Origin of the sequence: Streptomyces sp. NPDC057543 (assembly GCF_042801895.1) — a bacterium.
In the GTDB taxonomy this organism is placed as follows: Bacteria; Actinomycetota; Actinomycetes; order Streptomycetales; family Streptomycetaceae; genus Streptomyces.
The window spans coordinates 1-17632 of record NZ_JBHVFF010000020.1 but is presented as its reverse complement, the minus strand read 5'-3'; the positions used below and the strand labels follow the sequence as shown (position 1 = coordinate 17632).

At 69.3% G+C, this 17632-nt stretch carries 17 protein-coding genes and 1 pseudogene; 11 read left to right on the top strand and 7 right to left on the bottom strand.

Annotated features, from left to right (window positions below; translation table 11 throughout):
- Nucleotides 1–2 precede the first annotated feature (2 nt).
- A complete protein-coding gene (locus tag ACFU8Q_RS06075) occupies nucleotides 3–734 on the top strand; it encodes a CHAT domain-containing protein (protein ID WP_384448512.1) in 732 nt (243 codons plus the stop codon).
- A 199-nt stretch (nucleotides 735–933) separates the two neighbouring features.
- Nucleotides 934–1446: a DinB family protein gene (locus ACFU8Q_RS06070; RefSeq protein WP_384448433.1), complete on the top strand. Its 513-nt coding sequence runs from the start codon at nucleotides 934–936 to the stop codon at nucleotides 1444–1446.
- A gap of 10 nt (nucleotides 1447–1456) precedes the next feature.
- Here the strand turns inward: ACFU8Q_RS06070 and ACFU8Q_RS06065 are convergent, their stop codons facing one another.
- The 3 genes from ACFU8Q_RS06065 to ACFU8Q_RS06055 form a co-directional block, all read right to left on the bottom strand.
- The gene (locus tag ACFU8Q_RS06065; protein ID WP_384448430.1) at nucleotides 1457–2590 is read right to left on the bottom strand and encodes an IS630 family transposase; all 1134 of its coding nucleotides are present in this window, start codon (nucleotides 2588–2590) and stop codon (nucleotides 1457–1459) included.
- Nucleotides 2591–2682: 92 nt separating this feature from the next.
- A complete protein-coding gene (locus ACFU8Q_RS06060; RefSeq protein WP_384448428.1) occupies nucleotides 2683–3327 on the bottom strand; it encodes a LuxR C-terminal-related transcriptional regulator in 645 nt (214 codons plus the stop codon).
- Complete coding sequence (locus ACFU8Q_RS06055; protein WP_384448425.1) at nucleotides 3315–4469, bottom strand: histidine kinase; 1155 nt, start codon at nucleotides 4467–4469, stop codon at nucleotides 3315–3317. The genes ACFU8Q_RS06060 and ACFU8Q_RS06055 overlap by 13 nt, the downstream gene beginning before the upstream one ends.
- Nucleotides 4470–4582: 113 nt before the next feature.
- Here ACFU8Q_RS06055 and ACFU8Q_RS06050 point away from each other — a divergent pair, with 113 nt between their 5' ends.
- The 5 genes from ACFU8Q_RS06050 to ACFU8Q_RS06030 all read left to right on the top strand — a co-directional run bounded on the left by ACFU8Q_RS06050 (nucleotide 4583) and on the right by ACFU8Q_RS06030 (nucleotide 9965).
- Nucleotides 4583–5815: a serine hydrolase domain-containing protein gene (locus ACFU8Q_RS06050; RefSeq protein ID WP_384448422.1), complete on the top strand. Its 1233-nt coding sequence runs from the start codon at nucleotides 4583–4585 to the stop codon at nucleotides 5813–5815.
- Between the two features lie 456 nt (nucleotides 5816–6271).
- Nucleotides 6272–6895, top strand: a complete 624-nt coding sequence (locus ACFU8Q_RS06045; protein WP_384448420.1) for an SMI1/KNR4 family protein — start codon at nucleotides 6272–6274, stop codon at nucleotides 6893–6895.
- 198 nt (nucleotides 6896–7093) lie between these two features.
- Nucleotides 7094–7918, top strand: a complete 825-nt coding sequence (locus ACFU8Q_RS06040; RefSeq protein WP_384448418.1) for an LLM class F420-dependent oxidoreductase — start codon at nucleotides 7094–7096, stop codon at nucleotides 7916–7918.
- A 3-nt stretch (nucleotides 7919–7921) separates the two neighbouring features.
- Complete coding sequence (locus ACFU8Q_RS06035; protein ID WP_384448415.1) at nucleotides 7922–8350, top strand: TIGR03668 family PPOX class F420-dependent oxidoreductase; 429 nt, start codon at nucleotides 7922–7924, stop codon at nucleotides 8348–8350.
- Nucleotides 8351–8678: 328 nt separating this feature from the next.
- Complete coding sequence (locus ACFU8Q_RS06030; protein WP_384448412.1) at nucleotides 8679–9965, top strand: MFS transporter; 1287 nt, start codon at nucleotides 8679–8681, stop codon at nucleotides 9963–9965.
- 96 nt (nucleotides 9966–10061) lie between these two features.
- On the opposite strand, the gene ACFU8Q_RS06025 is transcribed toward ACFU8Q_RS06030, so the two are convergent.
- Both ACFU8Q_RS06025 and ACFU8Q_RS06020 read right to left on the bottom strand, forming a co-directional pair.
- The gene (locus ACFU8Q_RS06025; protein WP_384448409.1) at nucleotides 10062–11429 is read right to left on the bottom strand and encodes a DJ-1/PfpI family protein; all 1368 of its coding nucleotides are present in this window, start codon (nucleotides 11427–11429) and stop codon (nucleotides 10062–10064) included.
- A gap of 192 nt (nucleotides 11430–11621) precedes the next feature.
- The gene (locus ACFU8Q_RS06020; protein WP_384448407.1) at nucleotides 11622–12602 is read right to left on the bottom strand and encodes a GlxA family transcriptional regulator; all 981 of its coding nucleotides are present in this window, start codon (nucleotides 12600–12602) and stop codon (nucleotides 11622–11624) included.
- Nucleotides 12603–12810: 208 nt separating this feature from the next.
- Here ACFU8Q_RS06020 and ACFU8Q_RS06015 point away from each other — a divergent pair, with 208 nt between their 5' ends.
- The 4 genes from ACFU8Q_RS06015 to ACFU8Q_RS06000 all read left to right on the top strand — a co-directional run bounded on the left by ACFU8Q_RS06015 (nucleotide 12811) and on the right by ACFU8Q_RS06000 (nucleotide 16570).
- A complete protein-coding gene (locus ACFU8Q_RS06015; protein ID WP_384448404.1) occupies nucleotides 12811–13011 on the top strand; it encodes a hypothetical protein in 201 nt (66 codons plus the stop codon).
- 294 nt (nucleotides 13012–13305) lie between these two features.
- A complete protein-coding gene (tdh, locus tag ACFU8Q_RS06010; RefSeq protein ID WP_384448401.1) occupies nucleotides 13306–14334 on the top strand; it encodes an L-threonine 3-dehydrogenase in 1029 nt (342 codons plus the stop codon).
- Nucleotides 14335–14385: 51 nt separating this feature from the next.
- Entirely contained in the window at nucleotides 14386–15579 is a 1194-nt protein-coding gene (locus ACFU8Q_RS06005; RefSeq protein ID WP_384448398.1) for a glycine C-acetyltransferase, read from the top strand.
- A 58-nt stretch (nucleotides 15580–15637) separates the two neighbouring features.
- Nucleotides 15638–16570: a LysR family transcriptional regulator gene (locus ACFU8Q_RS06000; RefSeq protein WP_384448395.1), complete on the top strand. Its 933-nt coding sequence runs from the start codon at nucleotides 15638–15640 to the stop codon at nucleotides 16568–16570.
- A 27-nt stretch (nucleotides 16571–16597) separates the two neighbouring features.
- On the opposite strand, the gene ACFU8Q_RS05995 is transcribed toward ACFU8Q_RS06000, so the two are convergent.
- Both ACFU8Q_RS05995 and ACFU8Q_RS05990 read right to left on the bottom strand, forming a co-directional pair.
- Nucleotides 16598–16969, bottom strand: coding sequence for a hypothetical protein (locus ACFU8Q_RS05995; RefSeq protein ID WP_384448392.1), 372 nt, complete (start codon nucleotides 16967–16969; stop codon nucleotides 16598–16600).
- A 74-nt stretch (nucleotides 16970–17043) separates the two neighbouring features.
- Nucleotides 17044–17632: pseudogene (locus ACFU8Q_RS05990) on the bottom strand (hypothetical protein); the annotation flags it as partial.

Here is a 17632-nt window from a genome sequence, read left to right as displayed (position 1 = left end):
CCCTGTGTCCACACTCCGGGGGTCACCTCACCCGGGAACACACCCCGCACCCGGACACGCCCGCCCAGGGGCTGATCGTCGCGATGCCCACCACCCCCGGCCTCCCTCAGCACGGCCGACTGAACCACGTCAGCGCCGAAGCCGAGATGCTGCGGCGCCATCTGCCCCGCACCGTACTGCTGCGCGAACCCGACCCCGACGGCCACCCTGCCGACCCGCCACCACGCAGGCCGACCAAAGCAGCCGTCCTGGACCAGCTGCCCCACTGCCCGATCGTCCATTTCGCCTGCCACGGCGCCAGCCACCCCACCGATCCCTCCCAGAGTCTGCTGCTGCTCCACGACCATCAAAGCGACCCCTTCACTGTTGCCAGCCTCGCCCCCGTCCGCCTCGACCGTGCCCAGCTGGCCTACCTGTCCGGCTGCCGCACCGCGGCCATCGATACCGCCGACCTGGTCGACGAGGCCATCCATCTGACCTCCGCTTTCCAGCTCGCCGGATTCCCCCACGGCGTCGGCACCCTGTGGGAGATCGACGACCAGATCGCCGTGACCGTCGCCGACTCCTTCTACGCCCACCTGCGCACGCCCGACGGGACCATCGACACCAGCCGGGCAGCCCAGGCGCTGCACCAGGCCGTGCGCGGCATACGCGACGGCCACGACCTGCCCGGCCAGCTCAACCGGACCCGGACCCCTTTCCTGTGGGCCGCTTACCTCCACGCCGGGGCCTGACGGAGGACTACGAGCACACACTGCAATCCCGATCGAACCCAAGGGGCCGCTAATGAAAGTAGCCATTGCTAAGAAGAGCGCGGATTTACTGAATCACTGTTAACGATCCGACTTCATTGCTAGTGCCGTCTCAGGCAACGTTCGCCCCGTTGTGAGGTCCTGGCTGTCGACGGATTCGACTGCTGGCGATAATCGACCAATGGCCATCATCGAACGCCCTATGCCGCCCCTGAACGCCGACGAGCGCACCACGCTCGAAAGCTGGCTCGATTTTCATCGCACCACCCTCGCCATGAAGTGCGAGGGCCTGGACGATGAGAAGGCCGCCGTCGCATCCGTGCCGCCGTCCGCCTTCACCCTGACTGGCCTCGTCCAGCACATGGCGGAGGTGGAGCGGAACTGGTTCCGCCGAGTGTTCGCCGGAGAACAGGCCCCGCCCATCTACGACCCGCAGGCCGACCCCGATGGCCCCGACGGCGGCTTCGAGCTGGCCGAGGGCACCACCCTGCGCGACGCTCTGGCCACCTGGAACGCGGAGATCGCCCGCGCCCGCGAGCACTGCGCCGACCGCGCCCTGACCGACACCGGCCGCTTCATGGAGCAGGACGTCAGCCTCCGCTGGATCTACGTCCACATGATCGAGGAGTACGCCCGCCACAACGGCCACGCCGACCTGCTCCGGGAACGCATCGACGGCACCACCGGCGTCTAGCGCTTCCGGATCAGGCCGTGTTGGCCCAGTCGACGACGGCGCGTAGGCGCCGGTCGTCGGCGTGGCGGTTTCGCCAGATGACGTAGCGGCGGATCATGCTGCCCTGTTCCTTATGGCCAGCGTGGTCCGTGCCGTCAAGCGTGAAGTAACGCAGGGCCGTGAACTGGGCCTCGATCCGGTTCAACCAGGAGGAGTTCGTCGGGGTGTAGGCGATCTCGACGTTGTTCGCCGCCGCCCAGGTCCCGACCCGCTGGCACTTCTTCGTGGTCAGGTGCGGGGAGAAATTGTCACAGACGATCGCGATCCGCACCGTCGGCGCGTAGAGCCTGCGCAGGTAGCGGCAGAACTCCAGGAACTGGGTACGTCGCTTGATCGGTTTGATGTGGCCGTAGAGCTTGTTCTTGGCCAGGTCGAGTGCGGCGAACAGATGCCGAACTCCGCCGTAGCGGTTGTAGGTCGCCCGCCGCCGTCGGCGTGGTTCGCGGTCGGGGTCCTTGCGCTTGCCGCCGCGCTCAGCCCACTGCCGCCCGGGGTGCGGCATCAGGTTGAGCGGCCCGAACTCGTCCATGCAGAAGATGATTTCGGGCTCGCCCTCCTCGGGTATGACCTCGCCGTCAGCGATCGCATAGAGGTGCTCGACCCGGGTCTTCTTGGCCGCGTAGTCCGGATCACGGGAGGTTTTCCAGGTCTTCAGGCGTTGAAAGGAGACGCCCTCCTCGCGGAGCAGGATGCGCAGGCCCTCGTGGCTGATGTCGTCGACCACCCCCTCGGCGACCAGGAAGTCCGCCAGCTTGGTCAGGCTCCAGGTCGACAACGGCAGATCGTGCTCGGTGTGCTTGGACTTGGCGATCTTCTTGATCTCGCGGCGTTCGGGCAGCGTGAACGTCTTCGGTCGGCCGCCGGAGTACTTGGGGTAGAGCGAGTCGAAGCAGTCGGCGTTGAAGGTGTGGATCACGTCGCGGACCCGCTCGTCACTGGTGAACGACACCTCGGCGATCTTCGCGACTGGCATGCCCTGCGCGGATAGCAGCACCATCTGGGCCCTCCGCCAGGTCACCACCGACCCGGTGCCCCGGCGAATGATCCGCAGCAGTCGCCGTCCCTCGTCGTTATCGACCTCCCGGACCTGTACTCGTATTGCCACCCGCACAGCGTGACCGCCTTGCGCCGCCCGGAACAGCATCCCGGCGGCGCGTCACATCACGGCAGGGCAAACGTTGCCTGACGCGGCACTAGTCAGTGGCGGCTGAGATAGGTGAGGACTGCGAGGACGCGGCGGTGGCCGCTGTCGGCCGGTGAGAGGCCGAGCTTGGCGAAGATGTTGCCGATGTGTTTGTGGACGGCGTTCTCGGTGATGACGAGCCGGGCCGCGATCGTGGCGTTGTCCTTTCCTTCGGCCATCAGGGCGAGAACTTCGCGTTCGCGTGGCGTGAGGGCGGCAATCGGGTCGCGGGCGTGACGGGTGAGGAGCTGCGCGATCACCTCGGGGTCCATGACGGTACCGCCGGCGGCGACGCGCCGCAGCGCGTCGATGAACTCGCTGACCCGGCTCACCCGGTCCTTGAGAAGGTAGCCGACGCCGCCGCTTCCATCGGAGATCAGCTCGCCGGCGTACTGCTGCTCGACGTATTGGGAGAGGACGAGCACGGGCAGGCCGGGGTGCCGGCGACGGGCGTGGATGGCGGCGTGGATGCCCTCGTCGCGGAAGGTTGGCGGTAGCCGTACGTCGACGATGGTGACGTCCGGTCGGTGTTCGGCGACGGCAGCGACGAAGCCGGGGGCGTCCTGGGTGATCGCGGCGACATGAAAGCCCTTGGCGGTCAGCAGGAGTTCCAGCCCATTGGACAGCAGGACGTTGTCCTCGGCGATCACGACCCGCACGCCAGCCTCACAGTGATCGTGGTCGGGCCGCCGCTGGGGCTGTGGATGTGGACTGTGCCGTCGAGCGCCAGGACACGGTGGCGGATTCCGGCGATGCCGGTACCCAGCGTCTCGTCGGCGCCGCCGACTCCGTCGTCGGTGACCTTGATCGACAGCCGGTCACCTTCGCGTGCGACGCGGACGGTGGTCCGGGTGGCCCGGCTGTGCTTGGCGACGTTGGTGAGCGCCTCGGCGATCGTGAAGTAGGCCACGGCCTCGACCGCGGCGGGGATCGTCCCGAGGTCGCCGATATCGAGGGTGGTGTCGATCGCCGATCGGGTCCCCAGCGCGGCCAGCGCCCCGGCGAGGCCGCGATCGGCGAGGATCGGCGGGTAGACCGTCCGGATCACCGCACGAAGCTCCACCATGGCTTCCTCGGTACTCTCATGCGCTTCCTCCAAGAGTCTGGCCACCGCCTGGGGGTCCTCGCTCAGCGACTCACGGGCCACGCCCAGCCGCATCGCGATGGCCACCAGCCGGGCCTGGGTGCCGTCGTGCAGGTCACGTTCGATCCGGCGGAGTTCCGCGCCGTGCGCGTTCATGGCGTCGGCCCGCGTCTCGGTCAGCGTCTCCACACGCTGCGCCAACCTCTCGGCGGCCGAGGGGGACAGCAACGCAACACAGATCCGGGCGTGCAGGCGCGCCAGCAGTGGAACCAGCCAGTAGGTCAGGGCCGCGAAGATGACGACTTGTGCGGTCCCCAGGGTCAACGCCGTGCCCCACCCGGACAGTGGAACACCGGCGGCGAAGCCGCCCGCGCGGGTGTCGGCGGGCAACGCCCACCACAAGGGCACCGTGATGGCCGTGGCCACCGCGTTACCTGCGCACAGCACCACGACGAGCCCGAACGCCAGACTGGTCACCATGCATGTGCACAGCCACCCGAGAACACGCCACGTACCGACACGGACGGGACCGGAAGGCGGAGAGAGCAGCAGCCGGTCGGCGCGGCGACGATGCCAGGACGCCCAGGCGCGAGCCGTGATCGGGACGACGAGTACGGGCAGCGTGAACAGGGCGACCGCAGCGGTGAACAGGCTTCCCAGTAGATAACCCAGACCGCGCCACATCGCCGAAAGCCGTCTGGCCCCATGGTGGTTCATTCGCACAAGTCTGAGCCATGGCGACCGGGCCTGGCACTACAGCCCACTACCCCTTTTTCTCACGGGTGAGCGGTACCGTCTGCTCACGTCAGCCAGACCTAGTGTCAACGCCCATGAAGAGTTCACCGATTCGTACACCGCGGCGGCGCGGCCGGTCCATCCGACGGAACCTGACGCTGGCCGCCATCGTGGCCGGAACCCTTTCCACCAGTGTGCCCGGCGCAATAGCCACCCAACAGCAGGACGACCGAATCCAGCTCCGGATCCAGAACGACGCCGATGCGCTCACCGCACTCGGCGTGACAGGAGTGCAGGCCCGCCTGGTCACCTCCGACGGCCGGAACCTGAGCGCCACGAGCGGCGTCGCCGACCTGACGGACCGTCGACCGGTCCCTCAGGATGGTCACTTCCGGATAGCCAGCGTCACCAAGGCGTTCGTGGCGACCGTGATCCTGCAACTCACCGGCGACCACAGTCTCTCCCTGGACGACTCGGTCGAACGATGGTTGCCCGGTGTGGTCTCCGGAAACGGCAATGACGGTCGCGCGATCACCGTCCGCCAACTGCTCCAGCACACCAGCGGCATCCACGACGACTACCCGGACTACACCTCGGCGGAGGACTTCTACCAGCACCGATACGACACTTACACACCCGAGCAGACCGTCGCCCGGGCGATGCGCCACCGCCCGGACTTCCAGCCCGGCAAGCACTGGAGTTACGGCAACACCGGTTACGTCCTGCTCGGCCTGATCATCGAGCGGGTCACCGGGCACCCCTGGCATGAGGAGGTAAGGGATCGGATCGTCCGGCCACTCGGCCTCGATCACACCTTCTGGCCAGGTACTTCGCCCACACTGCCCCAGCCACATGCCGAGACCTATCAGAGGTTCAAGGCCGACGAGCCGCTCGTGGACGTCACCGAGCAGGTCGGCTCGGGCACCAATGGAGAGGCCGGGCTCGTCTCCACCACCGCCGATCTCAACCGATTCTTCCGCGCCCTGCTCAGCGGCCGACTCCTGCCACCGGCGCAGCTGACGCACATGAAACGGACCATCCGGGTCAGCAAGGAGTTCAAGCAGTTCATGCCGGGCGCCCGTGACGGGCTGGGGCTCTTCTCACGCCCGCTGTCCTGCGGCGGGGTGTACTGGGGCCACGAGGGCGGCGATTCCGGCTGGATCAGCGCCGCCGGCGTCACCGCCGATGGCCGGCGCAGCGTCACGGTCTCGTTGTCGGGCGTCCTCGCCGATTCCGCGGACGACGTCCTGCGCGTGGCACAGGCCGAGAGCAAGCTGGTCGACGACGCCCTGTGTACGACTCCGAACGCCGACCGTCAGCGGCGTTGAAGTCGTCCGCGTGGAGCAGGTACGGGACATCCGCGTGGCGCACGGTCCGGAATGTTGAGGTCGTCCGCGTGGAGCGGGTACGGGACATCCGCGTGGCGCACGGTCCGGAATCTGGAAGGCCGGGCGGCGACGGCGGCGTACGGTCAGTCCCGTCCGCAGGCGGACGAGCGTCACCAGGACCCGGTCGGTGAAGACCGGCTCCTACTTCGGACCGGCGCCGGCTTTCCGCCTCCGAGCTCCGTGCCGCCGCTCGTGTTGGGTTGCTTCGCACCGTGCGTCCCAGCGTGTCGCGAGCTCGGCGGTCAACTCTCCCAAATGACGAGCCGAGATGCCGAAGAACGCACGGTTCGACATGGCGGCACGAGCCTGCTTGATCTTCACACCTCAAGAACCTGGTGGGGCGCATCCATGTCACGGCAGAGTCCTGACGGATTGCTCGCGTCTACCCTCGCCTGTATGACTACCGATTGGATGGCGGAATGCCAACGTATGGCTCTGGGGCGGCGCTTTGATGAGCTCAGCCGTCCACCCGCGAGGCAGGTCGCCTCCCCGCCGCCGCTGTCCGAAGCGGAGATCTGCGAGGCGGAGGCGGAGTTGGGCATCACGTTCCCGGACCAGTACCGAGAGTACTTGCTCCGGCAGAGCGCCGGCGGCGCGGTGAACCGTCTATGCCGATCCGCGGCAGGCTGGGGCTGGCATGGGGACTCAAGCACCAACTACGACTTGCTCACTACTGACTTTCCGCATCCCGACTCCTACCGTGCTTACGAGGATGAGTTGGACGCGCGCGAGCCGCTGACGCAGGACTTCCCTGATCACAACGCCTACCGGGCGGCATGGGAGCAGTGGGACGCTGAGTACGGGGTGTTCCAGGAGCACAAGACGTCCGGCGCTGTATTCATCCAGGAAAACGGCTGTGGCTTCTCGACCCTGCTCGTTGTCACCGGTCCGCACCGGGGCTCACTGTGGTTCGACGGCCGGGCCACCTGCGACCAGATCCTTCCTCTGAACCTGGGCGGTCAGCCCGTGTCGTTCACGGACTGGCTCGCTCGAGGGTCCATGAATCTGGTCTGCTGGTGAACGCGGCCGGGTCGACACCGGGCGGAGCCGGTCCGGTGGCCCGGTCGCAAAATCCTCGGCACATGGTCGCGGCAGCAGGCCCGGAACCATGCGCCGTGATGGTTCTCCCGAGTGGTCATGGGGGCGGGATCGCCCGGGGCGGGTAGTCAGGGATCTGTGCACCCGTGCTGTCCCGTACCCGACCCTTGAGGAGCCGTCGTGAAATTCGGGGTCTCGACCTTCATCACCGACCAGGGCATCAGCCCGACCTCGCTCGGAACCGCCCTGGAGGAACGTACATTCGACTCGTTGTTCATCGCCGAGCACAGCCATATCCCGGCGAGCCGCGAGACGCCCTACCCCGGCGGTGGTGAGCTGCCGGAGATCTACTACCGCACCCTCGACCCCTTCGTGGCCCTGACCGCGATCGGTGTGGTGACCGAGCGGCTGCTGCTGGGGACCGGCATCGCGCTGATCCCGCAGCGCGACCCGATCACCACGGCGAAGGAGGTGGCGTCGCTCGATCTGGTCTCCGGTGGCCGCGTGATTCTCGGTATCGGTGTCGGCTGGAACCGTGAGGAGATGAGGGACCACGGCACCGACCCCTCCACCCGGGGCCGGCTCACCGACGAGCGGCTGCGCGCCATGCGGGCGCTGTGGACCGAGGAGAAGGCCGAGTTCCACGGCGAGTTCGTGAACTTCGATCCGGCCTACGCCTGGCCCAAGCCCGTGCAGCGCCCCCATCCACCGATCTACGTCGGCGGTGGCGAGGGCGCGTTCCGACGGGTGGCGCAGCTCGGAGACGCGTGGCTGGCCAACAGCGTGTCGCCGCAGGAGCTCCGTCCGCAGATCGAGCGGCTGCGCGCCCTCGCCGACCGCGAGGTGCCGGTGACGGTGTACGCGGCTCCCGACGACCCCGAGCAGATCGAGGGCTACATCGGTCTGGGGGTCGAGCGGCTGCTGTTCTACGTACCGACGATGCCGGAACGGGAGACGTTGGAGTACCTGGACCGACTGGCCGAAGTCGCTGCCCGGTACAGCTGAGCGATGCCTGCTCTGACGAGTGCCGAGGCACGGGAGCGGTTCGCCGCGGCGCGCATCGCCCACCTCGCGACGGCCGACACGGAGGGCCTCCCGCACCTGGTTCCGGTGGTGTTCGCCCTGGACGGCGACTCGGTGATGCTGGCCGTGGACCACAAACCGAAGCGGACGACGCGGCTGAAACGTCTGGCGAACATCGCCGCCAACCCGTCGGTCTGCCTGCTCACCGACCACTACGAGGAGGACTGGGACCGCCTGTGGTGGGCCCGGGCCGATGGCGAAGCCCACGTGCTCCCGCCGCCGGGCCGGTCCCCGGAGGCAGCCCGCGGCATCGGCCTGCTGACGGCGAAATACCAGCAGTACGCCCACCGGCCGCCCGGCGGACCGGTGGTCGAGGTCTCGGTCCTGCGCTGGAGCGGCTGGCGCGCATTGTGACAGGACATCGGCAGGCGGCCATCTCCGGCCTGCTCGTTGTCGTGTCGCACCGTGATGAACAGTCCACTGAACAGTTCGTACAACTGTGGGACGCGGGGTGGGCTAGTGTCCGGGTACAGCGAGTGACCCATGAGGAGCCAAGGCATGCCCGGTCGTCCGAGCGCGCGTTGACGTTGTAGGCCGTGACCGGCCTGTCATCGCGTGCTGCCCTTGATACGCGGCACAGCGAGTCTTCCCTCGCCTGAACCGCCGGTGCGTCCGTCGTGCGCCGGGGTGGCGGGTCTCGTCTTCGGCAACCCAAGGGATTCCTGTGCCGTCCGCTTCCGCTGTGAACGATTCTCCTTCGCTTGTGCCGCTCGGTCCGTGGCGGGACAGCGACTTCCGCCGGCTCTGGGTGGGCCAGACAGTCTCCCAACTCGGCGAGCACGCCGTCCTGGTCGTCCTGCCGCTGATCGCCGTGCTGACGCTCGACGCCGACGGCGGCCGGCTGGGCGCTCTCCGCGCGGTGGGACAGGCGCCGATACTGCTCCTTTCGCTCTTCGTCGGCGCGTGGGTGGACAGCCGGCGGACCCGAACGGTGATGGTGCTGGCGGACCTCGGCCGGGCTCTGGTGCTCGGCGGAGCCGCCGTGGCCGGCCTCCTGGGCGGGCTCGGCCTGTCGGCACTGCTCGTGGTCGCCTTCGCCGTCGGAGCCCTGTCCGTGTTCTTCGACGTGGCGTACCAGACGTCTCTCGTACGGCTGGTGGAACGCGATCAGCTGGTGCGGGGCAACAGCGCGCTCGAAGGCAGCCGGTCCGCGGCGCAGATCGGCGGCCCCGCCCTCGGCGGCATGTTGGTGTCCCTGCTGTCGGCGCCGCTCGCAGCCGCGTCCAGCGCGCTGTTCTTCGTGCTGTCGTTCCTGTCGATCCGGCGGATCCGCCGCCACGAATCCATCCCGGAGCGCTCGGAACGTCCCCCTCGGGTCTGGCGGCGGATCCATGAGGGCCTGCGCTTTGTCGCAGGCAACAGCTCGCTGCGGGCCGTGGGGCTCGCCTCGGCAGCCTTCCAGTTCTCCTTCGCGGCCATGATGACCGTCTATCTGCTCTTCCTGGCACGTGAACTGCACCTGTCGGGCTCCGTTGTCGGGCTTGCGCTCGCGGCGACGGGACCGGGCGCGCTCCTGGGCTCGCTGCTGGCCGCCCGCCTGCCGAACCGGTTCGGTCACGGCGCGGTGCTGGTGTCCGCGGCGGCACTCGGCGACGGGGTGATGCTCTGTGTGCCCGCACTTCACGGCCCCTCGGCGGTGACGATCCCTGCTCTCATGGCGGTCAACTTCGTGTTCGGGGCCTTCGGTCAGCTGGTGAACGTGACGGTCATGGCGGTCCGGCAGGCCGTCACCCCGGAGGGGATGCAAGGCCGCGCGGCCGCGACCATCACGTTCGTCGGCATGGGGCTGACCCCGCTCGGCTCACTGCTCGGCGGCCTCCTCGCGCATGACTGGGGGTTGCGCACCAGCCTCCTGGTGGCGGCCGCCGGCATGATGCTGTCCCCGGTGCTGATGGCCTTGTCCCCGCTCGCCCGCCTGGGACGTACGCTTCCGGCTCCGCAGGGCGCGCCGTCGACGGCCGACCGCTGACCCGGGCGGCAGCGCTCCCAGCCACGCACGGTGTCGTCCTCCCCGAGCACCGTCGGCTCCGATCCCCATCAGGCGGATGCCGATCAGTCGTGCGTCTCACGGTTGAGGAGCTGCGGCGGCTGATCGGCCCGGCAGGCCATGGGGCGGTTTCGCCGCCCGCCGACGCCGCACCGCTCGCCGTATCACCGTCGGGACGAACCCCACAGCAACGCTGACCACGACCGCGGCCCCGGCCAGCAGGGTCGACCGCCAGGGCCAGGCCGCCCCGGCCAGCGCCAGGTGGGAGGAGGGGTACTCGGAGAACTTCGCCGTGACCAGGGCCGTGCGGCGGTCGCTGTGCTCGGCGAGGTCACGCAGGACGGGGTCGAACCCGAACTCCTCGGTGTGCCGTCCTCCACCGGGCAGCTCCACGGCGAGCTTGTTGCGGTGCGCCCAGGTGCGCAGCGGGGCGTCGACGGCCGACGGCTCCGCGACGCCGGGCACGACGAAGCGGTCGACCCCGTGGGATCCACGGTCTGCTGTCCGGGTGACCAGTACGAGACCGTGACGGGTGGTGACGGTGCCACGGGCGCCGAGCACCACCGTTCGCGCGGTGAACGACACCCCGCCGTAGCCTTCGAAGGCCGCGGCCGCGTCTATCTCGCCGACGCCGTCGACCAGGCCTATGCCCACCGTCGGACGCAGCCAGGGGAACGCGGCGTTCAGCGCGTACGGCAGGTCGCCGACAGCAAGGTGGTTGGCCGGGATCGCCGTCGGCCCGTCCAGAGTCCAGCCCGGATACGACAGTCCCTCACCGACCCGGACGGCCTCGTCCTTGCCCGCCAGTTCCTCCACCAACCGCAGCGCACCGACGGTGCCGGAGGTGACACCGGCGGTGGTGGTCACACGACCGTCCTCCACGTACCGTCGGCCGCGCTCCCAGTGCACCTGCGGGTACCGGCGCTTCAGAGCGCCGATACGGGACCAGAACGACGTCGCGTCACGGCCGTCCAGCAGGCCGGACGCCGCCAGCAGTTCCGAGCCCGCGCACACCCCCAGAACACGCGCGCCCCTGCGGTGCCGCTCCACGATCCACTTCCGCAGCCGGGCCTCGTTCGCGCCGGCGGGGTCGGCCACCGCGGGCACGACCACCACGTCGGGCTCGGGCACCGTACCGCGCTCCACCTCCGCCAGCGTGTGGTCGGGAAGCAGATGGGCCCCTCCCGACAGCGGGAAGGCGCGACGCTCGGCGGCCACGGTGTAGACGGAGAACTTCCCGGACTCGGCGAACACCTGATACGGCGCCAGGACGTCGGTGGCCACGGACCCCTCGCTGCTGACCGCCACGGCAACCGTGATCCGGTCCTGGGGCACCGGCCGAGCGGCGGGCCAGACCTGATCGCCGGAAGCGGCCGGCGCGGGTGCGAAGCTGTCCGCCATCGAGGTGCTCACCCCCGCGAAAGCGATCCCGGTGAACGATGCCACTGACAGAACCGTGCCCATGAGCACTCGTCCGGCGCGACGGACGGCCCTGCGGCCCTTACTCAACCCAAGCAAGACATACCTCCATATTTCGGGCGCACGGCGCCAGTGCTGCGCACCCTTGCAACCCCCGAGCGGGGAAGGACAGGAAGAGAAAGCGAGACGGGGACGGCCCGGTGGGCCGTTCGCGATGTGTCAGCCGGCAGGCCGCAGCCGCGTCCGCAGTTGGGACGGCGGGACGCCGAGGGTCTCGGCGACCAGCCGGCGCAGCTGCCGTGCGTCGCGGAAGCCGCACCGTGTGGCGACCGCCTCGACGGTCAGGTCGGTGCCGGCCAGCAGGGTGCGGGCCCGCTCCAGGCGCAGTTGCCGCTGGTAGGCCAGCGGGGTGATCCCGGTTGCCGCGGTGAAGGCCCTGGTCAGTCCACGCGGGGAGAGGTGGGCCACGGCGGCGAGTTCGTCGAGGGTGTGCGGGGTGTCCAGGTTCTGGGCGAGGTGGTCCTGCACCCGGTGGACGGCGGGCCGGACATGGTCGCGGTAGCGCAGGAAGGGGCTGATCTGCGCGGCGTCGCCGTCCCGCCGCAGATAGAGCACCAGCTCACGGGCGACGGCTGCGGCCAGTTCCGGGCCGTGATCGCGTTCGACGAGGGACAGTGCGAGGTCGATTCCGGAGGAGATGCCCGCGCTGGTGCTGACCCGCCCCTCGTGGACGTACAGCGCTGCTTCGCGCACCCGCGCCTTCGGATACCGCTCGCGCATGGCCGTGGTGAGCGACCAGTGCGTCGTGCACGCCCGGCCGTCCAGCAGTCCAGCCTCCCCCAGAACTGCCGCGCCGGTGCACACCGCAGCCACCCGGGCCCCCGCGTCGTATGCGTCCCGCACCCACCGTACGGCCGCGTCCGGGATCAGTCGGTCGGATCCGGTCAGCCGTGGCCCCGGCACGAGCACCGTGTCACCCCGGCCGGCCCGCGTTGCCGACAGCCCTTGCAGCCCGGCCAGCTCCAGTCCCTGCGCCGAGCGCACCCCGCCCGTCCCGGCGACATACTCCAGCCGGTAGGCGCCCCCCAAATGGGCTGCCGCATCGAAGACCTGCACCGGGCCGCCCAGATCCAGCAGGTTCACCTCGGGCAGCACCAGGACGACAATCCGTCCCGTGCACACGCTGCTCACATCGTTCACCCGGACACAGTAGGCACGACCCGGCAACGTCCACGAGGACCAACGGCGCCGCACACCGGACGGATCAGGTACTCCTGAAGTCGTCGCCGGAGAGCGATGCCCGGATCCACGGACTCAAGAAGCCGGCCTCGGCAGCCGCCGCGAAGGCGGCCGACAGCGGTGCGCAGCGCCCGCAGGTGCCCGCGCCTCTGCGGGAGGTCGCCGCACAGTGGGAGGCCTGAGCACGATCCGGGCGAAGACCACCGGTGGCTCCCACCCCGTCGAGGACCAGGTGAACCCGGCGCAGCTGAACCGGATCACCTGGTACGCGTCCACCGGATGGACCAAGCCGTACCCGGGCGACAGCCGCGTCCTCGCACCCAATGAGGTGCCTTGCCGCGACAACCCGCCGCAGGAGCTCGGCGACTGATCACGGGCACGTTCGCGGGGACCGACCGCCCGTTCTCCCTGTTCGGGGGCAGTCGGCCGCCGGGCCGTGCGGTGCGGGGCATGAAGCGGAGCTGCGGGCGCGCTTAAGAAATCCTCGATGGACCTGTGGCGCGGGGTGCGGCAGATTTCTCCGTGACGGCAGAGGATGGAGCGCGGCAGCCGGTCGACGCGCGCTGCCATGCCGTCCCTCTCATTCTTCCCCGGGCCGCAGGCTTCCCCCCATGTTGCCCCGGCCCGGGGTACTCAACGCCGTACAGCGCAGGGAGCCACAGCCGTGAAGGCACTCGTGAAGCAGAAGGCCGAGCCGGGACTCTGGCTGATGGACGTGCCCGAGCCGGAGATCGGCCCCTCGGACGTACTGATCAAGGTGCTCCGGACCGGCATCTGCGGCACCGATCTGCACATCCGGAACTACGACGGCTGGGCCCAGCAGGCCGTACGCACCCCGCTCGTCCTCGGACACGAGTTCGTCGGCGAGGTCGCGGAGACCGGCGCCGATGTCGTCGACATCAACGTCGGTGACCTGGTCAGCGGCGAGGGCCACCTGGTCTGCGGGAAGTGCCGCAACTGTCTGGCCGGGCGCCGTCACCTGTGCCGCTCCACGCTCGGGCTCGGCGTCGGCCGGGACGGGGCGTTCGCCGAATACGTCGCCCTGCCCGCGTCCAATGTGTGGGTCCACCGGGTCCCCGTCGACCTCGACGTCGCGGCGATCTTCGACCCGTTCGGCAACGCCGTGCACACCGCGCTGTCGTTCCCGCTGGTCGGCGAGGACGTACTGATCACCGGCGCCGGGCCGATCGGCATCATGGCCGCCGCGGTCGCCCGGCACGCGGGCGCCCGTAACGTCGTCATCACCGACGTCAGCGAGGCCCGGCTGGAACTGGCCAGGAAGGTCGGCGTCAGCCTCGCGCTCAACGTCACCGAGGAGACCATCTACGAAGGGCAGAAGCGCCTCGGACTGCGCGAGGGCTTCGACATCGGCCTGGAGATGTCCGGGCGGCCCGAGGCGATGCGCCACATGATCGAGAACATGACGAACGGCGGCCGGATCGCCATGCTCGGGCTCCCGTCCGAGGAGTTCCCCGTCGACTGGTCCCGCGTCGTCACCTCGATGATCACCATCAAGGGCATCTACGGCCGCGAGATGTACGAGACCTGGTACGCCATGTCCGTACTGCTGGAGGGCGGCCTCGATCTCTCCCCCGTGATCACCGGCCGGTACGGCTACCGCGATTTCGAGGCGGCCTTCGACGACGCGGCGAGCGGCCGCGGCGGCAAGGTCATCCTCGACTGGACCTCCTGACCCGACGCCTCCGTAGACGACGCCACCGTAGACAGCTGGGAGACACCCCTCATGTTCGACTCCGTACGCGACGACATGCGTACCACCCTCGACGAGATCCGGGCCGCCGGACTGCACAAGCCCGAGCGCGTGATCGGGACCCCGCAGTCCGCGACCGTCGCCGTCACCGCCGGCGGCCGCCCCGGCGAGGTGCTCAACTTCTGCGCCAACAACTACCTCGGCCTCGCCGACCACCCCGAGGTGATCACCGCCGCCCACGAAGCGCTCGACCGCTGGGGCTATGGCATGGCCTCGGTCCGCTTCATCTGCGGCACCCAGGAGGTCCACAAGGAACTGGAGCAGCGGCTCTCCACGTTCCTCGGCCAGGAGGACACGATCCTCTACTCCTCCTGCTTCGACGCCAACGGCGGCGTCTTCGAAACCGTCCTCGGCCCGGAGGACGCGGTCATCTCCGACGCCCTCAACCACGCCTCCATCATCGACGGCATCCGCCTCTCCAAGGCCAAGCGCTTCCGCTACGCCAACCGCGACATGGCCGACCTGGAGACGCAGCTCAAGGAGGCGTCCGGGGCCCGGCGCCGGCTCGTCGTCACCGACGGCGTCTTCTCCATGGACGGATACGTCGCCCCGCTGCGCGAGATCTGCGACCTGGCCGAGCGCTACGACGCCATGGTCATGGTCGACGACTCGCACGCCGTCGGCTTCGTCGGCCCCGGCGGCCGCGGCACGCCAGAGCTGCACGACGTGATGGACCGCGTCGACATCATCACCGGCACCCTCGGCAAGGCGCTCGGCGGCGCGTCCGGCGGCTACGTCGCGGCCCGCGCCGAGATCGTCGCGCTGCTGCGCCAGCGCTCCCGCCCGTACCTCTTCTCCAACACCCTCGCCCCGGTCATCGCGGCGGCCTCGCTCAAGGTCCTGGACCTGCTGGAGGCGGCCGGCGACCTGCGCGAGCGGCTCCATGCCAACACCACGCTCTTCCGTACCCGGATGACCGAGGAGGGCTTCGACATCCTGCCCGGCGACCACGCCATCGCCCCCGTCATGATCGGGGACGCGGCGAAGGCAGGCCGGATGGCGGAGCTGCTCCTGGAGCGTGGTGTGTACGTGATCGGGTTCTCGTACCCGGTCGTCCCGCAGGGCGCGGCCCGCATCCGTGTCCAGCTCTCCGCCGCGCACTCCACGGCGGATGTGAACCGGGCCGTGGACGCGTTCGTCGACGCGCGGGCCGCGCTGGGGGAGTAGCGCCCGGCAACGCCACCCGGGCGGCGGGGTTCCCTCTGTGACCTGGGACAATGGGCGCATGATCGATGCACGGCGGCTGCGCATTCTGCGTGCGGTGGCGGACCACCGTACGGTGACTGCCGCGGCCGCCGCGCTGTATCTCACGCCCTCCGCGGTCTCCCAGCAGCTCGCCGCGCTGGAGCAGGAGACCGGACACCGGCTGGTCGAACGCAACGCGCGCGGCGCCCGGCTCACCGCCGCCGGGGAGATCCTGCTCACCCACGCCAACGCCGTCCTGGCCCAGCTGGAACGGGCCGAGGCGGAGCTCGCCGCGTACGGCGCGGGGGATGCCGGTACGGTCACGGTCGCCGCGTTCGCCACCGGCATCGGCCTGGTCCTCGCCCCCGCGATCGCCGAACTGACCCTCACCGCACCCGGCATCCGGGTCCGCGTCCAGGACGCCGAGGGCGACGCGAGTGTGCCGATGGTGCTGGACCGGCAGGTCGATGTCGCGGTCGCCGTGGAGTACCGGGGCGCGCCGGGCGAGGACGACCGGCGGCTGACCCGGGTGCCGCTGTACTCGGAGCCGTTCGACGCGGTGCTGCCGGTCGGTCATCGGCTGGCCGGCCAGGAACAGATGGCGATCGCCGACCTGGAGAAGGACCCGTGGATCGGCCCGTACCCGGGCAACCCGTGCCATGACGTGGTGGTCCTGGCCTGCGAGTTCGCCGGATTCCAGCCGAGGCTGGAGCACTCCTCGGACGACTTCCGCGCGGTGGTCGCGCTGGCCGGTGCGGGCGCCGGGGTGGCGCTGGTGCCGCGGTCGGCGCTGCGTGGAATGGACCTCGCGGGGGTGGTGGTCCGGCCGGTTGAGGGCAGCGCGCCGACCCGGCGGGTCTTCGCCGCGGTGCGGCACGGGGCGGAGGGGCATCCCCTGATCGCGCCGGTGCTCGACGCGCTGGCCGCGGCGGCGGCACGGGAGACGGCGCTGCCGCTGCCCGCTTCGCCGTGACGTGTGCCCGGGGCGGGCCGGAAAGGATCAACGACTCACGTAGAAGAAGGAGAGCCCGAAGAACACCGCCAGTGCGACAGCCCCCTGCAGTGTCCAGGGACCGGTCGCCTCGTCGTAGGGGATCTCCGGATCTTCCAGCATCTCGCGCAGTGCCTTGCGGTGCCCCAGAACTCCGACCGGGGCGGCGAGGACCAGTCCGCAGTACACGGGGAGTATTTCCGTGAAGGCATCGCCAAATTTGACGCAATACAAGGCTATCGCTGCGAAAATCACCGGTGGACCGAGGGAAACGAATACCTTGTGATTCCTGGTGGGCATCGCCGGAAGCATGACAGCAAACCAGAATGCCACGCAGACCGCCGAGAAGAGCCACCACAGCGGTGAATTGTGCAACGCCATTCCTGTTCCTCACTGATAAGGGCTGTCCCTCGGGGGCGGTGAGGTGACTCCTCACCGCCCCCGACCCCTACCGGTTATGCGGTGAACCAGCCCACGACGGAGGAAACCGTGTCATGAACCCCCTTGATCGCGGTCTTCCCCACCTTGCTGACCATTTGGGAGGCGGCCAGACTTCCCACGCTCCCCAGGCCGATGGTGAGAGCGATGCCGGCCACGGACCCCACGAAGTTGGAACTCCCCCATCCGTAAGCCTTGGCATTGTACAAGGCGCTTATCCCGGCGAAGACCAGTGATGCTCCGGCAAGTCCACCCGCCAGCAACTGTCCACCCGGAATGCAGGCGGCAGCCACCGCTGCGATGCCGAGAACCGAGCTCACCTTGGCGGTGTACGTGGCGGCATCCGCCGCATCGTTCACGCTCTCCTGCCTGATCTGCTCGACATCGACCTTGTCGTTGTCGGCGGAATCGGCAGGATTGACGTTGTTCTTCGCGTTCTCCTTGGCTCGCTGCGCGGCCTTGGCGGCCTCCGCGGCTATTTCGTCCTGTCGCTTCTGGCGGGCTATGGACTTGGCTTCATCGGATGCCGCCCGGGCGGCATCCGCGTCCTTGCCCGCCGCGCGCGCGTCCGCGTAGGCGCGGTCGGCCGAAGCCTGTGCACTGGCT